This window comes from Rhizobium ruizarguesonis, assembly GCF_017357285.1.
GTDB lineage: Bacteria > Pseudomonadota > Alphaproteobacteria > Rhizobiales > Rhizobiaceae > Rhizobium > Rhizobium ruizarguesonis.
Genome location: NZ_CP071679.1, coordinates 170405 through 187150, shown reverse-complemented (window position 1 = coordinate 187150; position 16746 = coordinate 170405). Strand labels below are relative to the sequence as shown.

At 61.4% G+C, this 16746-nt stretch carries 13 protein-coding genes; 5 read left to right on the top strand and 8 right to left on the bottom strand.

Translation table 11 applies throughout. From position 1 onward, the window contains the following. Positions 1–11 precede the first annotated feature (11 nt). The 3 genes from J3P73_RS25425 to J3P73_RS25415 are packed head-to-tail and all read left to right on the top strand — an operon-like array spanning position 12 to position 3167. Complete coding sequence (locus tag J3P73_RS25425; RefSeq protein WP_024321610.1) at positions 12–428, top strand: acyl-CoA thioesterase; 417 nt, start codon at positions 12–14, stop codon at positions 426–428. Positions 429–457: 29 nt separating this feature from the next. Next, a complete protein-coding gene (locus J3P73_RS25420; RefSeq protein ID WP_130673647.1) occupies positions 458–1987 on the top strand; it encodes a class I adenylate-forming enzyme family protein in 1530 nt (509 codons plus the stop codon). Beyond that, complete coding sequence (locus tag J3P73_RS25415) at positions 1965–3167, top strand: thiolase family protein (protein WP_130673646.1); 1203 nt, start codon at positions 1965–1967, stop codon at positions 3165–3167. Before J3P73_RS25420 ends, J3P73_RS25415 begins: the two co-directional genes overlap by 23 nt. A 20-nt stretch (positions 3168–3187) precedes the next feature. Here the strand turns inward: J3P73_RS25415 and J3P73_RS25410 are convergent, their stop codons facing one another. After that, positions 3188–3646 (bottom strand): carboxymuconolactone decarboxylase family protein, encoded by a 459-nt coding sequence (locus tag J3P73_RS25410; RefSeq protein ID WP_033183044.1) that lies wholly within the window; start codon positions 3644–3646, stop codon positions 3188–3190. Between the two features lie 384 nt (positions 3647–4030). Between J3P73_RS25410 and J3P73_RS25405 the strand changes: the two genes are divergently transcribed. Together J3P73_RS25405 and J3P73_RS25400 are read left to right on the top strand one after the other, a co-directional pair. Then, positions 4031–4795 (top strand): SDR family oxidoreductase, encoded by a 765-nt coding sequence (locus J3P73_RS25405; RefSeq protein WP_130673645.1) that lies wholly within the window; start codon positions 4031–4033, stop codon positions 4793–4795. 43 nt (positions 4796–4838) lie between these two features. Beyond that, a complete protein-coding gene (locus J3P73_RS25400) occupies positions 4839–5252 on the top strand; it encodes a cupin domain-containing protein (RefSeq protein ID WP_024321615.1) in 414 nt (137 codons plus the stop codon). Positions 5253–5317: 65 nt separating this feature from the next. On the opposite strand, the gene J3P73_RS25395 is transcribed toward J3P73_RS25400, so the two are convergent. The 7 genes from J3P73_RS25395 to J3P73_RS25365 all read right to left on the bottom strand — a co-directional run bounded on the left by J3P73_RS25395 (position 5318) and on the right by J3P73_RS25365 (position 16734). Further along, the gene (locus J3P73_RS25395; protein WP_024321616.1) at positions 5318–6601 is read right to left on the bottom strand and encodes a cystathionine gamma-synthase family protein; all 1284 of its coding nucleotides are present in this window, start codon (positions 6599–6601) and stop codon (positions 5318–5320) included. 73 nt (positions 6602–6674) lie between these two features. After that, on the bottom strand, positions 6675–7754 hold the full coding sequence (locus tag J3P73_RS25390) for a YihY/virulence factor BrkB family protein (protein WP_130673644.1): 1080 nt from the start codon (positions 7752–7754) through the stop codon (positions 6675–6677). Between the two features lie 1927 nt (positions 7755–9681). After that, complete coding sequence (locus J3P73_RS25385) at positions 9682–10005, bottom strand: hypothetical protein (protein WP_130687381.1); 324 nt, start codon at positions 10003–10005, stop codon at positions 9682–9684. A gap of 1270 nt (positions 10006–11275) precedes the next feature. Then, a complete protein-coding gene (locus J3P73_RS25380; RefSeq protein ID WP_024321620.1) occupies positions 11276–12169 on the bottom strand; it encodes a protein-L-isoaspartate O-methyltransferase family protein in 894 nt (297 codons plus the stop codon). Between the two features lie 285 nt (positions 12170–12454). Further along, entirely contained in the window at positions 12455–14125 is a 1671-nt protein-coding gene (locus J3P73_RS25375) for an IS66 family transposase (RefSeq protein WP_011649147.1), read from the bottom strand. A gap of 223 nt (positions 14126–14348) precedes the next feature. Further along, positions 14349–16022 (bottom strand): IS66 family transposase, encoded by a 1674-nt coding sequence (locus tag J3P73_RS25370; protein ID WP_130761576.1) that lies wholly within the window; start codon positions 16020–16022, stop codon positions 14349–14351. A 202-nt stretch (positions 16023–16224) separates the two neighbouring features. Next, the gene (locus J3P73_RS25365) at positions 16225–16734 is read right to left on the bottom strand and encodes a GNAT family N-acetyltransferase (RefSeq protein ID WP_024322024.1); all 510 of its coding nucleotides are present in this window, start codon (positions 16732–16734) and stop codon (positions 16225–16227) included. Positions 16735–16746 lie beyond the last annotated feature (12 nt).

Here is a 16746-nt window from a genome sequence, read left to right as displayed (position 1 = left end):
TTGGTGATCGAATGAGCGTTGACGACAGGCCTTTAGCATCGTTCCGGGTCTCGATGCGAGACATCGACATCTATGGTCATGTCCACAATTCCCGTTATCTCGATTATTGCGAGGATGCGGTCGTCGAGTTCCTGCGGCAACGGCAAATTCTCAGCCATTTCCGTCACACCTCCTCCGGCGTCGCCTATCACGTGAAGAAGGCGGAGATCACCTTTCACAGCCCGATCGACCTCGACGATGTCGTCGAGGCGAAGGTGGACGTGGAGAAAATCGGGCGCACGAGCCTGTCCTTCGCCATAGAACTCTTTCGCCAGCGCGATGGCGCCCATTGCGCATCAGCGCATTTCGTCTGGGTCTGCGTCGGCCTCTCCGACAGCCGCCCGACGCCGATCCCCGAAGCGACCAAAGCGGCTCTGTCTCCCGGCTGATTGCCGATCATTCAAACCAGCGGGTGTCCATGCCGATCCATGCGCAGCTTCTTCGACATGCAACGGAGACACCGGACAAGCCGGCGCTGGTCATCGACGGGCGCTCGCTCAGCTATGGCGAGCTCTATTTGCGCGCCAAGGCAATCTATCGGTTTCTCCGAGATCTGCCCCGCTCGAACCGCCGCATGCTCAATCTGCCCGGCGTGGAGAAGCTTGCCGCCCTCAGCCTTGGCAATCATATCGGCTTTGCCGAGTATTTTGCGGCGGCCACCGCTTTCCCGAATGCCTGCGCGGTCATCGACCCGCTGATGCCGGCAGAAAGGATCGAACGCATCATCGAGCGCCTGGCGCCTGACGTTCTGATCGTCGACGACGATGCCGGGCCGAGCGCTGAAATTGCCCGAAGACTCGGCATTCCTGTCGTCGCCGCCGGAACGGAGGCTTTCAACCTCGCTGCGGCGGGAGGTGAAGCCGAGCTGCCGGCCGATACCGACAAGATCTTTCTGATCGGCTTCACCTCGGGGACCACCGCCGAGCCGAAGGCCTATTATCGCTCGCGGGAGCAGTGGTGCCGGAGCCTCGATCGGGGACGCGTCGTTTTCGAGCTCGAAGACGCGCCGTCGACAATGTGCCCGGGAGCCCTCGCGCACGGCCTTGCGCTCTATGCATTGGTCGAAGCTCTTGATGCGGGGGCAACCTTCCATTCAGTCCGGAAATGGGATCCGGGCGTGGTCGCACGCACGCTCTCCTCCTGGCAAGTCGAACGGCTGGTTGCCGTGCCCACCCATATAGCCGGAATTGCAAGGGCGTGGGCGGGCGAACCCGCTTTGACCTCCTTGCGCGACGTCCTGACCGCCGGCGCAAAGCTTGACAGGAACGGGGTCGAATCCATGCGTCGCCTGTTTCCGAAGGCCCGTATCCGGGAATATTACGGCGCATCCGAGCTCGGTTTCATGACGGTCTCGACCCTTGTCGGCGGCGAGATCGATTTCCCGATCGACCGGGTGGGGCAGGCCTATCCCGGCGTGGGAATTTCCATTCGCGACCCCGATGAGAACGACGTCGGGACCGATGTGCCGGGAACCATATTCGTCGACAGCGACCTGATCGCGGATGGATATCTCTGGGGCGACGACGGTCAGGCGTTCCGGGTCACAGAAGCCGGAGCGACGGTCGGAGATCTCGGCGAACTCGATGCCAATGGCATGCTGCGGGTGATCGGCAGGGCGGGCGGCATGATGATCACTGGCGGCAACAACCTTTATCCCGCCGAAGTCGAGAGTGCGCTCAAGGCCTGCCCCGGGGTAGAGGATGCTGTTGTCTTCGGATTGCCGGACGCCTATTTCGGCCAACGGATCGTCGCCGTCGTCTCGGGAGAGACGATGGACCTAAAAATTCTGGCCGATCATTGCGCGAGCTCGCTCGTCAGGTACAAGATCCCCAAGCAATTCTACCATATCGGATCCTGGCCGATGACGAGCAGCGGGAAGATCTCGAGGGGGCAAGTGGAGCGGGCGGTGGTTTCTGGAGACGATCTTGTCCTACGCCTTTCAGCCTGACGAGGATTGGCAGCCGGTCGTGGTTGCCGCCTACCGGTCGCCGATCGGCCGGGCTTTCGGCTCGCTTGCGACTGTCGCGGCGGAAGACCTGCTTGCGCCGATCATTCATCGGATCCTGTCCGAAACGGGAATTGCGCCCGAAAGCATCGACGATGTGCTGGTGGGCAATGCCGCCGGCGGCGGCGGAAATATCGCGCGGCTGACAGCGCTCACAGCAGGTCTGCCCATGGCGGTTCCGGGTGTCTCGATCGATCGGCAATGCGGCTCGGGCCTGGAAGCGATCATCACGGCAGCCCGGCTGATCCAGGCGAAAGCCGGCTCGTGCTTTCTGGCCGGCGGCGTCGAAAGCGTCAGCACCGCACCATGGCGCGTCGAAAGACCAAAGGCGAATGGGATGCCACCGCGATTTTACGGGCGCGCCCGGTTTTCGCCTGACACGATCGGCGACCCGGAAATGGGGATTGCCGCCGAAAACGTCGCCCGTCAGTTCAGCATATCGCGGCAGAGACAGGATGAATTCGCCTTGCGCAGCCATCGGCTCGCCGTAGCGGCGGCAGAGGCAGGCACCTTTCGCCCCGAGATCGTTGACATTTCCACCGACCACGGGCCGATCGAACGGGACGAATGCCCACGTGCGGCTACATCCCTGCAGGTACTCGCAAACCTCCGGCCGGTCTTCCTGGCTGGCGGTTCGGTGACAGCCGGCAATGCCTGCCCGCTGAACGACGGCGCCTGCCTGGTGCTCGTCATGAGCCGTGGCATGGCGAAAAGCCTCGGCATCGAAAAGGGCCTTGCCTTCATCGACAGCGCCGCTGCCGGCGTGGATCCCAATCTGCTTGGCATCGGCCCGGTCGCCTCGACCAGGAAGCTGCTGCAGCGTCAGCCCGGGCTCTCGCTGTCCGACATCAATGCCATCGAATTCAACGAGGCCTTCGCCGCCCAGGTTCTGGCATCGCTGGATCAGCTCGATGTCCCGGCCGACGCGATCAACAGGAACGGCGGGGCCATTGCCTTGGGCCATCCGTTCGGCGCCTCCGGCGCAATCCTCGTTACCCGACTATACAGCCAGCTGATCCGCGACATCAGCGGATGGGCGCCGGGCGCGGCCGGCCTGGCAATGATTGGCATCGGCGGGGGCATAGGGCTGACCGCCATGTTCGAGGCTACCCAGCTTTCCTGATCTGCCGAAGGCGCAGACCGTCAGGCGGCGGCGCGCTTGTGATCGGCCGGATGCTGTAGCCGAAAGCCGATCGCCAGCCTGTTCCAGGCGTTAATCATTGCAACACCGATCGAAAGGGCCACGAGTTCGTCATCCGAGAAGTTGGCGTGCGCCTCTTCATAAACATCATCCGGCGCATGGCTTTTCGCGATCTGAGTGAGAGCCTCGGCCCAGGCGAGTGCGGCCCGCTCCCGAGTGGTGAAGAGCTGCGACTCCCGCCACGCGTTCAGAAGCAGCAGCCGGTCATCCGTTTCGCCGAGCTTCAGTGCGTCCTGGCGGTGCATGTGCAGGCAATGCGCGCATCCATTCATCTGGGAAACGCGCACCTTGACGAGTTCGAGCAACTTCGGATCGAAGCTTTTGGCAATCCAGCCTTCAACGGCCACGAGGCCGTCGATGCCGCTGTTCTTATGGGCCATGAAGTTCAGACGCTTGATCATTCTTATCTCCATCGTGAGAGGATTGATGACGCAAGCCTCGGCTTGCAGGCCAGTGAATACGCCTTGCCTTCCGGGTCGGCCATCTGCCCCGACGGTACATCTGGCCAATGCCTGTCGATGTGATGTTCCGCCATTTCGGCCGACTGCCTCGACCGCAGAGCCAGCTGGCCTACTACGTTCGCATAGGCTGACAGCGACCGAGGAAGAATAGTTTGGGGCCGCGATCCGGCGCATCCTCATGCCCATCGGTTTACACCGGTCGCACCGGCGACGGTCCCGATGAAAGTCGCTTCGCTCATCGAGGGCGCGGGGGCATGCCGAGCAGTTGCCTGCTCACCTTCAGGCCACCAGAGGACATCCTCGTAAAGGACAAGGAGACTACCCATGAAGATCGTCGTTATCGGCGGCACTGGCCTCATCGGCTCAAAGACCGTGGAAAGATTACGCAACAAGGGGCACGAGGCATTGGCGGCGTCGCCGAACTCGGGTGTGGACACGATCACCGGCAAAGGCCTGGCGGAAGCGCTCGCCGGGGCACAGGTGGTTCTCGATCTCGCAAACTCGCCCTCGTTCGAGGACAAGGCCGTCCTGGAATTCTTCCAGACGTCGGGCCGCAATCTGCTCAAGGCAGGGGCTGCCGCCGGCGTGAAGCATCACATCGCACTGTCGATCGTCGGTATGGAGCGGCTGCAGGGCAGCGGCTACATGCGCGCCAAGATGGCCCAGGAAGAGCTGATCAAGAGCTCCGGGATACCCTACACCATCGTGCACTCCACCCAGTTCCATGAATTCATGGCTGGCATCGCCCAGTCGGGCACCGTCGGCCAGACCGTGCATCTGTCGCCGGCCTACGTGCAGCCGATCGCCTCGGACGACGTCGCCGACGTCATGGCCGAAGTGGCGCTCGGCAAGCCTGTGAACGGCACGATCGAGATCGGCGGGCCGGAGAAGATCCGCCTCACCGAAATCGTGACACGTCTCTTCAAGGCGACGAACGATCCGCGGCAAGTGATGGCGGATCCGCACGCCCGCTACTTCGGCGTGGAGCTCGAGGATAATTCGCTCGTGACCGGGGCCAAGGCGCGGCTCGGCAAGATCCGCTTCGACGATTGGCTGAGCCGGCAGCCGCCTCAGAAAAAGAGCGCCTGATACCGGGCGCCCGACCCATTCCCATCAACGCAGGAGACCAGACATGCTCAGAAAAATGATCTCGGCGGCGGCGCTCGCCATTGTCCTTGCCGCCGGCACTCAGGCTCACGCCGCAGGCGGCGACGCGAAGGTAAGCGTCGTTTTCGACCAGAAGCTTCCGAATGTTCCCGGCAAGAGCATGCGGGCGGTGCTCGTCGAATATGCGCCGGGCGGTACCTCGCCCGGCCATACGCACCCGGCTTCGGCCTTCATCTATGCCACCGTTCTCGAAGGTGCGATCACCAGCAAGGTGAATGACGGGCCAGAGAAGGTTTACAAGGCCGGCGAAAGCTTTCCCGAATTTCCCGGCGATCATCACAGCGTCAGCAAAAACGCCAGCAAGACAAAGCCGGCGCGCCTGCTTGCGGTCTTCGTGCTGAATACTGACGAGACGGAACTGACGACCGACGACAAATGACGTCATGAACGCATCAATGCCCGGCGCCGTCGGGCATTGATATCAATAACGCCCTGCGATTGGCGTCAGGCCGCGTGCAGCGCCAGTTCCAGGTCGGCGATCAGATCGTCCGGATGCTCGATACCGATCGAAAGGCGGATGGTCGATTCCAGAACGCCGATGCGCTGGCGGACATCGGCGGGCACGCCGGAATGCGTCATGGTGGCCGGATGGCTCGCAAGCGATTCCGTGCCGCCGAGGCTGACCGCGAGCTTGAAGATCTGCAGCGCATTCAGGAATTTGAACGAGGCGGGCTGGCCGCCGCGGATGTCGAAAGAGAAGGTGGAGCCCGCGCCGGTGCATTGCGCGATGAAGGTCCGGCCGGCCGGCGATTCCGGATCGTGGTAGGGCAGGTAGTGAACCTTCTCGACCTTCGGGTGATCACGCAGAAAGTCGGCAACGGCTCGCGCGTTGCTGTTTGCCCGTTCCATGCGCAGTTGCAGCGTTTCCAGCGAACGGCCGAGCATCCAGCAGGAATGTGGATCGAGCTGGGTGCCGATCGCGCCGCGCAGGGCCTTGATCTGCTTGATCACCGCCTTGCGACCAAGAACGGCGCCGGCGATCAGATCCGAATGACCACCGACATATTTCGTCAGCGAATAGAGCGAGATATCGGCGCCGTGCTCGATCGGCCGCTGAAAAACCGGTCCGAGCAGGGTGTTGTCGCAGACGATGATCGGCATATGGCCCTGTCTTGCGCCGATCATGTCGGCCACGCGTCGGATCATCGCGACATCGACCAGACTGTTGGTCGGATTGGCAGGCGTCTCGATCAGGATGACGGAGACGCGGCCCTTGGCCATCGCGTCTTCTGCCGCCTTTTGCACCGATCCTTCGCTGACGCCGTCGGCAAACCCAATGGCGGCGACGCCGAAGTTCAGAAAAGTCTTTGCCAGCAATGTTTCGGTTCCCCCGTAGAGCGGCTGCGAATGCAGGATCGCATCCCCCGGCCGGACGAAGGCGAGCAGAGTGGTGGCAATCGCCGCCATGCCGGATGAAAACAGCACGCCGCTTTCCGTCCGTTCGTAGACGGCGAGCCTGTCTTCGACGATCTCGCTGTTTGGATGGTTGAAGCGTGAATAGACGAGGCCCGCCCCCTTCCCTTCGGGCGGCTCGCGGCGGCCCGACACATAATCGAAGAAGTCGCGGCCATCCTCGGCCGTCTTGAACACGAAGGTGGAGGTGAGGAACACCGGCGGCTTGACCGCTCCTTCCGAGAGTTCCGGATCGTAGCCGTAATTCAGCATCTGTGTTTCGGGATGCAGGGCATGATTGCCGATATGGGTTTTGGAAGGATGCGGGGCGGTCATCATCGTCTCCTCTGTCGGGACTGCAGAAATGGCAGAATACATCAAAACGATATGAGCGGAGCAATCATCGCGGTCAGCCCATGGTCTTGCCCAGAGTGTCCGCGACATAGGCCCCGCGCGATCCCATCGGCAACGGCGCTCCCGTCGTCGTGTCCTTCGCGGTCTGATGCTCTAGTTCGGCGTTCAGCTCGCCTCCGATGATGAGAATGACGACCGAAAGCCAGATCCAGATGAGGAAGCCGATCAGTGCGCCGAGCGTGCCGTACGTCGCGTTGTAATTGGCGAAATGATCCAGATAGTAGGAGAAGCCGAGGGACATGGCGGTCCAGGCGACCGTGGTCAGAGCAGCGCCCCACGTCATCCACCGGAGCTTGGCAGGCTCCCTGCTGGGGCCGAAGCGGTAGACTGATGTAACGGCCACCGCGACGACCAGCAGAAGCAGCGGCCATCGCATGAGAAGGGCCATGTGCTCCTTGAATTGATCGAGCCAGAGATAGGAGAGGACAACCGGCATGATCCCGACGAGCGCCACCATGACCACCGTCAAAAGCACCGCGCAAAAGGTGAAGCAGAGGCCGATCAGGTTCAAGCGGACAAGCCCCCGCTTCTCCTCCTCCTCATAGGCCACGTTCATCGCGTCGAAGATCGCCAGCGTGCCGCTATGCGTGCTCCAGAGGGCGATGCCGAGGCCGAGGAAGAAGGTGATGCCGAGCGTAGCGTCGCGTCGGCCGACGAGCTCCTCGATCTGGTTGGCAAGAAGATCGAACGCGCCCGATGGCATGAGGCCAGCCAATTCGCGAAGGTGTTCGGATATGGTGGCCGGATCTGCAACCAGCCCGTAGAGTGATACCAAAGCCGCCATGGCTGGGAACAGCGCCAGCAGCAGATAGAAGGTCACGCCCGCGGCAATCAAAGTGACCCGGTCGGCGAGGACCTCGTGGAAGACGCGCCAGAACACGTCGCGAAGGCCGCTGAGAGGGATAGCCTCGGGCACGCTGGCGCTGCGGCCATGATCGTCACCTGCGCGGCCGGTATCCGCAGACGGGGCGACCGACCTGCGCTCAGTTGCCTGCATCAAGACAAATGCGCCAATCGCTGCGGCCATCATTGTCGCCGCAAAGGGGAATTTCTTGGGGTGAAGTACATCTGGCATGAGGATGTTCTCCGATCTGGTGCGGAGATAACGCAGGGTATCGCTAAAGGATGCAAGCCGTTGCTTTCCTGCGGACATTTGAGGCGAGCCCCGAGATCAGTCCTTTCCCAGTCGGGTCAGGAAGCAGGGATTGGAAACGATTGAGGGCTCGTCAAGCCGCGCCGCCGCTGCGCTCAGGATTGCCCAAAGCAAGGGATCCTAACTCGTTTCAATAATTATAAGTTATTGATATTGCTGCGATCACATCCTGATATGGAAGCGAATCCGGACTTTAGTTTCGTTACCGCGTTGCTGAGCGTGTTTTCAACAAGTCTACCGATAGGGCGGTTTGGCGGCCGCGAGGCGGTAGAATTGGTCCGCAACTCGTATCGGAAGCGCGGCTTGGATCTGAATTCCACCTGCTGCCATCCGATTCCGACGCCCAATAGCGAATGCACCTGCAGGCGACACGCTGCGCAGCAAGCCTGACAAAACAATAGCGCCGGCGACAATGGCCTGCAATAGCCGTTTACGTTATCAACGGGCAAATACTGGGTCCGCCCCTGGCGGGTCGATTGCATTCGCTCGGCATCCCTCATGAGCAAGCGTCGTCGAGACCGAGGCACCGCCTGCCCGCCGACGCGATCTCGATGGCCTCAATGGTTGCTTGATGGCGTCTCGGCAATCGGCAGAACGCGCGTCGCGATCGACCAGGTCGCCACGCGAAAGCAACTGCCCGGTAGGGAGACGGCGACAGGATGCGCGCTACTCCTGATGTCGGCCAGCTCGCAGCCTGGCGTTATTTGCCATAGACGGCCCCTCCCCGACCATCACTAGAGGTGTTGCTCCGGCCATTCATTGCTGGGCATCTCCGGCGCGCTGCTCAAAGGCGCAGGATCATCTCCTGGCATACCGGCCGGGATAAACAGGCCTTCCACATTGCCAGAGAGCGAGGATCTGCGCGTCATCAAATAGTGTGCATCGATCACGGGCGCCGCCCCATCTGACATGACGTCGCGGCCCTCGCGCCGCGGTCGGCTATCCCAGAGCAAAACGAACCCGAAGCTGCCGTTCCCACATACGCTCGGCTTGCTGCCGCAAGCAAAATCGACGACAGCCGCTGGTGTGTCACGTGCGCTGCCGGACGGTAGATATTAGCGGCCACTCGTTCGTAACGAGCTGACGCGCCCCGAAAGCCTAAGCTGTGAGCCGCCGATCCTGTAGGGTCGAAAGCAGCCCCTCCCCTGTCGCGTACCCCTTCAGTTCGATCGCATGAAGAACCAAATGCGCTGGCAGTGAGGCAGCGTTCTGTCGGTCGGCTATCGCCACAGAAGCCGACCTCAGTGGCGTATGGCAACTGACCCTGCGGCCTTCCCCAGGAGAATCCGTAAACCGCAACTGCGCGCCGAATGTTGCCCGATCGTGCCGTTGTCCGCGGACAACCGGATGATCAACGTGGTAGCCGTCAGGTCGTTTGCACATGAATCAACCTCAGCAGCAATTAGTCCGCGCGCCGGGAGAAGATCCCCGATATCGCTCGCTGATGGATGTCATGGACTTGCGGTATTGCTGCCGCCTCGATGGCTGTGCCTGGTATCGTAGAGCAGTGGTTTCATTCCCCTTGCCGAACAGGCATGGATGTCGGTTCCAAGGGTTCCGAAGAGCCCCATCGGGTCTGTCGACAGGTCGGCAATGCCTAAACCTGATCCCCCGGGAGCAAAATGCGTTAGAGGAAGCTGTGGGGCTGTCGGCGCTGCGGCTTCGCTCATCGAATGGGATCCGCGGCAAGGGATGCGGGACGGTCGCGACGCCGTCATCCTCGCAGCTCTCGCGCGTCTCCCGGATCAAGCGACAATCGAGGCCGTCCGCCGCTCGACGCAAGGCTGCCTGGCTAGCGGCAACGCTTCGGCGGCAATCTCAGATCAGGTGACTTCGTTGCCCGTTCAATTCAGTTGATCGGGCGGGGGGGCAACCCCGCCCTTCGAGGTCCCTGCGAGCGCCTCCGGATGAAGCTGGAGAGAGTGGCACGTGACGGCGGCGAATCCATTATCCGGTCAGCTTGCGCTGCATCGATCGTTTGTCCGTCCAAGCTGTACCGGTTGGTCCTCCTTCCTGAGTTTTGCAGGCCAAAGGCCGAAGCCTCGAATGAGGGAGCGAATAACTGAAGGCCGGCGACGACGTCCGCATGCGGTGGGGCGGATGGCCGGATGTTGTCGCCGTCGTTGGTGATCGGCGGCAGATCGGCCAGCTTGGTGATCGCCTTCTTCGGCATCTCAGTCAATTCGGCCGTCAGTCAGGTGGAGATAAGCGAGGCCACGCCCTCGGGCGAAGGGTTGGGCAAGGCAGGTCCGGGGCGGATCGTCATCGATCATTTGAGGCAATCTCCATTCGCACGTCCAGCTCTTGGCGCACCGGGGGTGCGATCCCTGCCCTCATCAATCACTTTGTGGTGCGCGGATCGGCTCGCTAGGAACCGGAAAATTCCCTCCACTAGAATCGCTGTTCGGCAAGTTGTCCGCGGACAACCCTAGGCCCAGGCCCGGTCGCGTGCGAACGAAGGCTGCGTACCTGACCCTTCGTCTGCGACATCCGCGGCAACCGCCAGGCTTGAATTTGCCGCATTGCGGCATTACCTCGTGACGGACCGAAGCGCTTTCCCCTCCTAGCCGCTTCGGTCCGACGGACAGCACTTCTCCTCCCAAGCTGTCGGTCACTATCGAAGCCCGGCGCATCTCTCCCGCGCCGGGCTTTTGTCGTCTCGGCGACCCACTGTCGTCACCAGGCAGGGAACGTCTCCTGGTCCTCCATTCTTATCACTCCAGGCCTCAAGTGAGGTGTGTTGGCAATTTGGGACGCCGGCGGCGGCGATCAATTGCGCGCGTCTCCAATCCGCGTCGCTGCTGTCATGCTGCCGTGCTGCCGCCAGCAGAGGAGCCGCCATCGGCCATCTTCGTCCGATGGCCAGCGCGCGAACCACGCGCCGAAAACATCGCCGATCGAGGGCCATCGCTTGCAGGTCTTCACCGCCGGTCTGAGCGCCGCCGTCCAGGAGGGCGTCGAAGGCCGGAGTGGGATCGCGCCGGCAAGTTCGCATCGACCAGCAGGTCACCCGACGGCGGGGCCTGTCCGGCTCATGCGGCTCACTGATTTCGATAAGCCGTTGGTGCGTAATCCTGCCTCCACCTCAGCCGGCATGGCCGCCGCCCGGATCCTCGGCGGGCTTGGTCCAACTTCAAAGATGATGGGCCGCAAATTTCGACGGCAGGCTTTTCGGTGCCGGACAGGCGAGGGCGCGCCGGTGGTGAGCCTGCACCAAGCTTTTGATAGCTAGATCTGATGTCGACGCCCTGGGCGTGTTTCCCCCGTGCCTTGCGCCGGATGTTTGAGCGTGGCGACGTCGTCGTCGGCCAGAGGTGCGGCGAACTGATCGCGCCGGGCGAAAGGAGGATGGTGTCGAGGACATCGAGCTCTTCGGTGCCGCGGCGCGCTATATTGCTCGCTGAGGCGAGGTGGCCGACTTTCGCGGAACCGGCGCGGATGTTTCAGACGTCATCATAGCAAAGCGCCCATTGGTCGCCGATATACCAGCAGCGTCCTGTCCGCGGCTCCGTCTTCCAGAGCACGCTTTTGACGAACTCGATGCCGCCGCGCCTGAAGGCGCCGGTCAGCGCCTCGATCTCGCTATCGTCGATTGTCAATCCACCATTGGCGCAGACGAAATAGGCTGTACCGATCCAACGCGCCGCAAATCCACCCTCGCCGCGCTCGATACGAAGTGCAGCACCATGGGATGCGTGACGGCCGCCTTTCGGCGGTCGGTCCTGGCGCGGTACGCCGAGTGGCAGCACGAGGCGCCCTCCGGGTCGAAGCCTTTCGATCCAGGGTTCCGCGGGCCGCGCGACGGCGAAATTTACATAGATCGCATCCACCTCTTCCTGCGGCCATTGACTGCCGTCGGCGTTAATGACGCTGACATTGGCCCGATCAGCAAGCGCTGCTTGAGCGAGGGCAGCCAGATCGGGATCCATCTCGACGGCATAGACATGACCGGAAGCGCCGACAAGCTCCGAAAGAATGGCGCTGTAATAACCGGTGCCGGCGCCGATATGGGCGATGCGATCGCCGATCTGTACGTCCAGTTCCGCCAGGAGTCGGGCATGCAGTGAGGGACTGCCATTGTTGACACCCTTGTCGGGCTGCAGGGCGAATAGCACGTCCTGATAGGCCAGAACCAAGTCGGAGGAGGGGAGGGGGCGATATCCGCCGCCCAGGTTGGAGATCTGCCATGGCGGCGCACCAAGGAATTTTTCGCGCGGGACGGCGGCAAAGGCAGCTTCGATCCGCGGGTTCGTCGTTGGGGCGGTTGCCACCACCTGATGGGCGTAAGCGCGGCGGATCACCACCAGTTCGTCGGCCGTGAATATCGCAGTCGGCATGGGCAAATCTCCGGACTTGGTTTTGATCTGTTCCATTTTAGGTCTTTGCGGCTCCAAATCCATCTATACCCCGATGCTTGATCCGTGTAGTATGGGATCTCATGACGGAAGTTAAATGCCACTTCTCTTCCATTACGGAAAACTACGTTGTTACTTCATAAGGTTAATATTCCACAGGCTGCAAAACTTAACATTGTCGCCGCGGTAAGTGGGGCAGATTCGATGGCGCTGCCGGTTTGGCAGGCAGAAGCGTCGAGCGCTGATGACCGTTGGTGGCTCCAGCGTTTAAGCCCGAGCAAGGATGGTGGCCGGGAGAGACGGGATGGGGTGATCTTCACTGCCGATCCCAAGCCGGTCACCGAGATAATGGTAGAAGGAAAGGCCGAGCTTTTGGCAGGTCTTCATCAGGCCGAGCATGACATCGCGCGCAACACGGCCATCCTGGCTCATTGTGCCACCGGAGATCTTCCGCTTCGTGACAAACGTCCGTAAGGCATTTTCGGAGGCATTGGTGTGGAGCGGGATGCCGGGATACTCGAGCACCTTTAGCAGCTCGTTCTTCCTGCGATGCAGTCGCTCGAGAAGCGTGTCGAGTGCTTCATAACCCGTACGTAGTGTGAAGATCCTATCGAACCGTCGTCGGAATGCGGGAGCGGACTGGGGGGAAGGGCACTGCTGGTAGGCTTTCAGCGCTTTATAGAAACGCCAGACGAGATCTCGGACCATCGTGACCAGCCGCTCCTCCTTTGCAGTGGTCGGCATCAGCTTTTGCAGAAGGCGCTCAGTATGGACCCAACACAGTGCATGATTGCCGACACGGAACTGTCCGGCATCGTCGGACACGATCACCGTATTTGCCATCAGGCCGTGATGGCGGATGGAGCCCCAAAGCCCTGCTTCGGCAAGGGTGCCGATCTCCTGGCGGTTGAGAATATCGACACCTTTGTCAGCCAGATGCGCCATGAACGGTACCTGGTTGCAGAAGTGTTGCGGCTCAAACGTCCGAAGCCCATGGACTACGGGCGGATTGCCGCGACGTTCTTTCAGATAATCGAATGCGGCGTCACCCAGCACATAATCCTGATAGCCGCCGCGCAGCAGGGACAGAAAGTTCAGGCGTGACTTCGATTTCGTGGTGCGAAAGACGGTAAAATCCGCACCGCCGATCTGTGTGGTGTAATAGTTATTATGGGAATGCCGCGCGCCGGTGTCGTCAACCGTCACATAAGGCGACGCCACGAGACCGGCATGCAGCAGTGCGGCATCCTCGGCGACGAAGCCCTCCAGCTGCCTGGTGAGAAGCCGCACTATCTGACGCTTGGAGATGGCGATCCCGACATCGTTCAGCAATGTCGTCAACCGCTGCGTCGTCACCTGTCCTTGTGCGTGCAGCATCAGGCAAAGCCGCCGGAGGTTGGCGCCATAGCCACCTATGATCCCGGCCGGCAAGGGAGCGAGAACCGTCTTTCCATCCGGTGTCACCCAGCATTCACGGCGGTAGTGCACGAGTTCCGCCTTGAGCACCAGGTCTCGGACGTAGACGCTTCTATATCCCTTGAAGCGCGAGCCGGACGGAGCATCGATGCGCAGGATCTCCTGCCGGCTGACCCGATCCACATCCAGCTTCGGACCCCGCGGCTTTTTCCTGCCGGCCACATGGTTTGCTGGAGAGGCCTCCGTTGCCCTCTCCATGCCGGAGGCGCGAAACGGCGGGCGCGGCGGCAGATTTTTCAGCCGGGCGATCTCGTCGCGCAACAGCTGGTTCTCGAGTTTCAGGCGGGTATTCTCCAGCCGAAGGGCGGCGTTTTCCTCCCGCAGCTGGATGTTGTCGGCCTCAAGCTTCGCAAGCCGGGCTTCTGCCTGCTGCGACCGTTCCAGAAGACCCGTCACCAATCCGCGCAACGCATTCAGTGAAAGCGTGTCGGCATGCTCGGGGGAGGGGAGCCGTTTCTTCATGGCAGAATCGAATCATGATTTGCCCCGGCTTGAGAATCCCCAGACTAGCAATCACTTCTCAAAGCGCGCGGTTATGCACACTTCTATGACCGCTCACTAAAACGCCGCCATGGATTTTGCCCCACGTACGTCGCCGCGTAAGCGGGGCTGATTTGGTGGCCGTGCCGACACAATCAGCATGTCTGACGCAGAAGGGTGGTCGTGCTCGAAGGATCGAGAGCGTTCAGGCGCGTGCTGCAACCATCGAGGCGAGGGGTGCCACAAGATGATCTTCGTCACCGATCCCCAGCCGATCGCCGAGATAGTGCCAGAACGACAGGCCGAGCTTTTGGCAGGTCTTCATCAGGCCGAGCATGCTGTCACGCGCCTGCCGACCGTTGCGACTGACCGTGCCGCCGGAAATCTTTCGCTTGATGACAAGTCCGCGCAGATCTCTTTCCGACGCATTGGTATGGAGCGGGGTTTCAGGCTGCTCCAGAACCCGCAGCAGTTCGGCCTTGCGGCGACCCAGTCGAAACAGCAGTTTGTCGAGGTCGCCATAACCGGTGCGCAGCGAAAAAATCCGATCGAACCGGGCCTGAAGGCCCCGGGCTGCACGGGGATCAGGTCTTCGCTGAAAGGCTTTCAGGGCCTTGTAAAAGTGCCAGACAAGCTCGCGCAGGGTTTCGACGTGTTTCACTTGGCCGGGCGTCGCCGGCATAAGCTTGTGCAGCAACCGCTCTGCGTGGACCCAGCACAGCGCATGATTGCCGACACGGAACTGTCCGGCATCGTCGGATACGATCACCGCATTGCCGACCAGACCATGATGGCGGATGGCGCCCCAGATGCCGGCCTCGGCAAACGGGCGGATTATGTCCTTGTCGAAGATGTCGATACCATTGGCGGCCAGATACTCGAGAAACGGAACCTGATTGGCAAACCGCCGCGGTTCACATGTCTTCAACCGCGCCAGAAGGGCGGGGTCCACCTGACGGGTTTCCAGAAAGGTGAAGGCGGCATCGTTGAGAACATAGTCCTGATAGTTGCCGCGCAGCAGGGCCAGAAAGTTCAGCCGCGACTTCGACGGCGTCGTGCGGAAGGCGGTGAAATGTTCGCCACCGATCTGTGTCGTATGGAAATTGCGGTTGGCATGACGGGCGCCAGTGTCGTCGACCGTGACAAAGGGAGCCGAGACCAGGCCGGCATGCAGCACGGCGGCATCCTCGGCATGAAAGCCGTCCAGCCGCTGCGTCAAAAACCGGATGACCTGGCGTTTGGAAATCTCGATACCGACATCGTTCAGCAAGGTCGTCAATCGCTGCGTTGTGACCTGCCCATGGCTATGAAGCATCAGGCAGAAGCGACGCAGACTGGCGCCGTAGCCACCCTTTATCCCTGCTGGCAGCGGCGCGATGATCGTGCGTCCTTCCGGTGTCACCCAGCATCCGCGGCGATAGCGCACCACTTCGGCCCGCACGACCAGATCCCGGACCATGCAATCCTTGTAGCCTTTAAACCGCGATCCAGGTGGGGCTCTGGCAGGCAGCACCTCTTCGCGCGTGGCGCTCCTGGTGTCGCCCTTCGGCCCGCGACGCCGCGCAGGCTTTCGGCTGCCGGCAACCGCCTTGTCGCTCGTTGCCTGGTCCATGCCCGAGGGTCTGAACGGTGGGCGTGGCGGCAGGTTTTTAAGTCGCGCAATCTCGTCGCGCAGAAGCTGGTTGTCGACCTTCAGCCGCGTGTTCTCGATCCTCAGCTGATCGTTTTCTTCTCGAAGCTTTCGGTTGTCAGCCTCGAGCGCCTCAATCCGGATTTCTGCCCGATCGGCCCGCGCCACAAGTCCCGTCACCAATTCCCGCAGCGCCTTCAGCGACAGCGTATCAGCATGCTCGACCATGGGGAGGCGGCGCTTCGTCATAAAGGAAGTGAATCATGATTCACAAAAAATCGGAATCCCCCGTGCCACCAGATCTGCTCCAGTTACGTCGCCGCATCAAAGTGCGGCCTGCAAAGAGGCAGTATCGGCCTATTGGTGTCCCCGACAACAGGCGACGCTGCAGACGGCTGAACCGGTCCGGCCCTTGGAGCCCAAGCACTCCCACAGCACCATCGAACACGTTTCAGGCGTCGGGTATCGTGTGGTGCTTGGCGTCTACCCTGAAACGCTTCTTGATCCTATCGACGGGCGTCCCGTCCTGAAGCGGAACCTGGATTAGCCGATCATAGGTCTTGAAGCCCATCTTTGTGTAATAGCCAAGGCCGCTGACGTTGTCGGCCCGAATGGTGGCATTAATGAATTCGAGCCCGAATTCTTCCGCTGCGGCTCGGGTTGCGGGGAAGAGAGCGGTGCCGACGCCTGGGGTCCTTGGGGTCATGCGGGCAAAGGTCGCGATGTCGGCGAAGCCTTTCGGCGGATCGCCGTATAAGCTCAGGGACTGAAAACCGACGAGCGACTGATCGTGCTCCGCAACATGGCAGGTAAGAGGAAACTCGCCATCGATGAACCAGTCCGCAAACTCGGCAGCCGAAAGCGGCGTCTCGAGTGCGGTTGTTCCGCCAGCCCGGATGATCTCGTTCAGGAGACTGCTCAGCTCCTCCGCGTCAGCAGAGCCGGCCCTTCGAATGCGCATGTCTTCGCTACC